This window comes from Occallatibacter sp. (assembly GCF_049802275.1).
Lineage (GTDB): Bacteria > Acidobacteriota > Terriglobia > Terriglobales > Acidobacteriaceae > Telmatobacter.
The window spans coordinates 1-4,251 of the sequence record NZ_JBARMD010000186.1 but is presented as its reverse complement, the minus strand read 5'-3'; the positions used below and the strand labels follow the sequence as shown (position 1 = coordinate 4,251).

The 4,251-nt window shown below is 60.6% G+C and carries 4 protein-coding genes; all 4 read left to right on the top strand.

Annotated features, from left to right (window positions below; all coding sequences use genetic code 11):
* Window positions 1-121 precede the first annotated feature (121 nt).
* Entirely contained in the window at window positions 122-1,594 is a 1,473-nt protein-coding gene (locus WA354_RS06255) for a YncE family protein (RefSeq protein WP_472812147.1), read from the top strand.
* A gap of 207 nt (window positions 1,595-1,801) precedes the next feature.
* Complete coding sequence (locus tag WA354_RS06250; RefSeq protein ID WP_472812146.1) at window positions 1,802-2,368, top strand: gluconate 2-dehydrogenase subunit 3 family protein; 567 nt, start codon at window positions 1,802-1,804, stop codon at window positions 2,366-2,368.
* The gene (locus WA354_RS06245) at window positions 2,365-4,017 is read left to right on the top strand and encodes a GMC family oxidoreductase (protein WP_472812145.1); all 1,653 of its coding nucleotides are present in this window, start codon (window positions 2,365-2,367) and stop codon (window positions 4,015-4,017) included. Before WA354_RS06250 ends, WA354_RS06245 begins: the two co-directional genes overlap by 4 nt.
* On the top strand, window positions 4,014-4,251 hold a 238-nt coding region (locus WA354_RS06240; protein ID WP_472812144.1), incomplete at its 3' end, for a NapC/NirT family cytochrome c. The genes WA354_RS06245 and WA354_RS06240, both read left to right, overlap by 4 nt.

Sequence of the window (4,251 nt, the reverse complement as noted above, 5' to 3'; positions counted from 1 at the left end):
CATCGCGTCTCTTCGTCAAAGTTGAGGCGCCTCAATACCTTCCCCGGAACCGGCCGACCGGGGAACCCCGGATTCAGCCGCTCGCTGATTTACAATCGATAGGTAAGCAGGAAAGAACTGAATGAGTCTTTTTTCCAACGTTTTAAGCCAGGCGCGCGTGCGGTTGGTTCAAGCGGGCGCAGCAGTTGCGGTCGCCGCCTTCATTGCCGGTTGCGGTAACTCTTACCGGCCCGTCATCACCCCGATCAACCCCACCGGGCCGGGGGCACAGCCCACTTCATACGCCGTCGTCGTTTCCTCCCCGGCCGCGAACTCCCCGGGTGTTGCCACGGTAATCGATTATTCCGGCGATAGCATTCTGACCCAAGCCCCAATCGGGCCCAATCCCTTCGCGTTTACGCTCGATTCCAACGGCGCGAACGGGTATACCGCCAATAGCGACCATACGCTCACCAATTTTCAGGTCTCTGCTTCCCAGCCCCAGGAAAAGAACGTTTACTACTCCACCTTGCCGACGACGGCCCAGACCGTGGGATTGTTTTCGCCTACTGCCGGTCTGTGGGCACCCGACCTGTTCCAGAACGAAATCAATGTGCTGGCGATCAATGGCGCGGCCGAAGCCTTCAAACTCGCCATTCCGGTTGCGACCACTCCAATCTCCGTGGTGGGCCTGGGTTCTCTTGGACAGAACATTTACTCCATCAGCCAGAACGTGCCCTTCGACGTAGCCTGCAACAATGCGCCAGCGTCCGTCTCGCAGGTTGGCGAGGCCGACTCAATTGAAGTCGCCACTTACACCATCTCCGCGCGCATCCCCCTCGGCAAGTGTCCCGTGTATGGCGTCGCCAGTAACGACGGCAGACGCGTCTATGTGCTCAATCGCGGCAGCGACACAGTGACCGTGATCAACAGCCAGAACAATACTCTCGACGAGTGCACACCCTTCACCAACCAGAATGGCCAGCCCGTCACTTGCCACCCCAGCCTGCCCCTCTCCACCTCGGCTGGCTTGACTGGACCGAATGTACCTGCGGTTGCAGGACCCGTCTATGCTGAGTACGTTGCGGCCACCCAGCAACTCATCGTGGCGGACTACGATGGTGGCACGATCAGTCTCATTGACGTGAGCCTCGATGTATTCGGAAATGACAGCCCCACGTTTGGGACGACATTTACCATTCCGGTCGGGCATAACCCCGCCAGCGTTACCGTGCTGGCCGACGGCAGCCGCGCATACACCGCGGACCAGGCCGACAGTACCGTGCACGTTGTGAACCTTTCCAGCCACACCGTAGTGAAAACCCTGGCCGTCACTGGTCACCCGCGAACGGTAGTCTCGACCTCCAATTCGCTCTACGGCAAGGTCTATGTGGCATCGCCCGATAGCACCTTCCTCACCATCCTCCGTACCGATCAGGACATCGTTGACACCACGGTGCTGATTGAGGGCAACATCGTTGACGTGCGCGTCACCACGCAAAACGGCACGCGGGGCAATGCCAACATCTCCAGCCGTATCCCGGGCGCCGGGCAGCCCTGTTACCTGCCAGGGCCGACGCCTTCTCTTGCCGCCTGTCAGAATATCCATCCCTGATCCGGCAGCAAACCGCATACCGAGGGCCGTTCCTTTCCGGAATGGCCCTTTCACTTTTGCGTGCGCCCTTCAATGTCTCGCTTCATTTGTGACTCGAAACACAGACCACTCAGCACTTGGCCGCCGAGCATGGTCAGGTGATGGGTAACGTGCGTTGGCCAGCCCGACCCCGCTCAATCTTTTCCATAGTGTTTTCGAGGTCGGCCCATGCGCAGGCCCGCATCAAAAGTAGTTCTAACTCGGCGACAGTTTGCATTAGCCGGAGCCTTCAGCAGCGCGGCTGCAGTCATCGGCTGTCGCCATAGCGCCAGCTCCGCATGGGATGTCCTGAGCGACAGCCAGGCGCGCATTCTTTCCGCTCTCTGCGATCGGATCATCCCCGCTGACGGTTTTCCCAGCGCATCCCAAGCGGGAGTCGTCACCTACATCGACCGTCAACTCGCGCGCCATTATCGCCGTCATCAGGACACATATCGTGTGGGCCTTGCAAAAGTCGACGCAATGAGCCGAAATCATTTTGGCTCCGCGTCCGGCGATACGACCCCGGTACAACAACTCCAAATCGTCACCGCGCTCGAGAAAGAGGATCGCGCTTTCTTCGAGCTGCTCCGCCAGCACACCATGGAGGGCTACTACGGCTCCCCGCGCCACGGCGGCAATCGCGATGCGGCAAGCTGGCACATGCTGGGCCTTCCCGAGCCACCTCTGCGCGGCCGCGCCCAATATGACCTGCGCAGCACTGCGCCTCCGCTCAGCAAAGGTGACCGCTTATGAAGCGTGTCAATGCCGTGGTCATCGGCGCCGGCGCGGCAGGTGGCGTCGTTGCAAAAGAACTTTCCACAGCGGGTTTAAGTGTCGTTCTGCTTGAGCGCGGGAAATGGTACACCCCGGCTGACTGCCGTAAAGACGACCTCCGCAACCAGCGCACGACTCTGCTCGGCAACGCCTTCGGTCCCGAAGATAAAGGCAATCCGCGCGTCTGGATCGATAAGAATGGCGTCGCCCACACGGTGCTGCCCAGTGAAGGCGCCTACCAGAACAACGCAGCTTGTGTCGGTGGCGGCACCCTGAGCTATGGCGCGCAAGCCTGGCGCTACATGCCGCAGGACTTCAAAATGCGATCCACCTACGGCGCGCCCGCCGGCAGTTCGCTTGAAGACTGGCCCATCACCTACGACGACCTAGAGCCTTTTTACGATAAGGCTGAATACGAAATCGGCGTCTCGGGCGATTACTCCGGCACCCCCTTTCACAGCCCGCGTCGTCGCGAACTGCCCATGCCCCCGCTTCCGCCCAACCGCGAATTCGCAATCCTCGAGCCTGCCGCAAAGCGTCTCGGCCTTCATCCGTTTCATTTGCCCATGTTGCGCAACAGCGTGCCCTACAACGGTCGCGGCCCCTGTATGCGCTGCCGCTGGTGCTGCGGATTTGCATGCGAAGTCGACGCAAAAAACGGATCGCAGAACACCGTAATTCCTATAGCCCTGAATACCGGCAATTGCGAACTCCGCACCGAGTGCATGGTGAAGGAAATCCTCACTGACGATCGCGGCCGCGCAACTGACGTGGCCTACTTCGACGAGCGCGGACATCTCCAGCAGCAACCCGCCGACATCGTCATCGTCTCCTCAGCCGCCATCGAATCCGCGCGCCTCCTGCTGAACTCGCGCAGCCGCCTCTTTCCCAATGGCCTCGGCAATCGCTACGACCAGGTCGGCCGCAACCTGCAGGGACATCACTACACCGGCGCCATCGGCTACTTCGACTTTGAAACCTACGACGACGTCGGTCCCGGCGCCAGCATCGCCATCATGGATTACAACCACGGAACGCCAGGCCTGTGCGGCGGCGGCATGCTTGCCAACGAATTCATCCGCCTTCCCATCCACATGGTCGATCGCATGCCACCAGGCACACCGCGGTGGGGACTCGCCCACAAGCAGGCCATGCGTCACTGGCACAAACAATCCATCGTCGTCATGGGTCCGACCCAGCAGATTCCCACCGCAACCGGACGCGTCACCATCGATCCCGATGTGCGCGACCAGTGGGGTCTTCCCGTCGCGCGCTTCGAAGGCAATGTCCACCCGCATACCTTCGAGATCGGTGACGTTCAGGCCAAGCGAGCAGAAGCCTGGCTCAAGGAATCCGGCGCGATCAACACCTCGCTCATGAACTGGCACTCTGAAAGCGTCTCCGCCGGTCAGCACCAGGCCGGCACCTGCCGCATGGGGAACGATCCCCGCGGCTCCGTCGTCAACCGCGACTGCCAACTCCACGATGTCGACAACGTCTTCGTCATCGACGGCAGCGTGCACGTCAACAACGGCGGATTCAATCCCGTACTCACCATCATGGCCATCGCCTACTACGCCTCAGCCTCGCTCGTCCGCAACTGGAAAGGCACGGCGTTCCGATCATGATGCGCTTGCTCAAGACTCTCGCACTTCTGTTCGCGTGCGTCGCGTTCCTCGGCATCGCATTCGTCTACGGCGCGTCGTACTATTACACATCGCAGCGGGGACAAGGCTGTGCAAGCTGCCACGAGATGGCCGCATACACAACCGCCGTCCACACTTCCGCGCACCGTACCGCCACGTGTCTCGATTGTCACGAAGCGAGCCTTGCCACCAAGCTGCGGCACATTCGCGTCCATC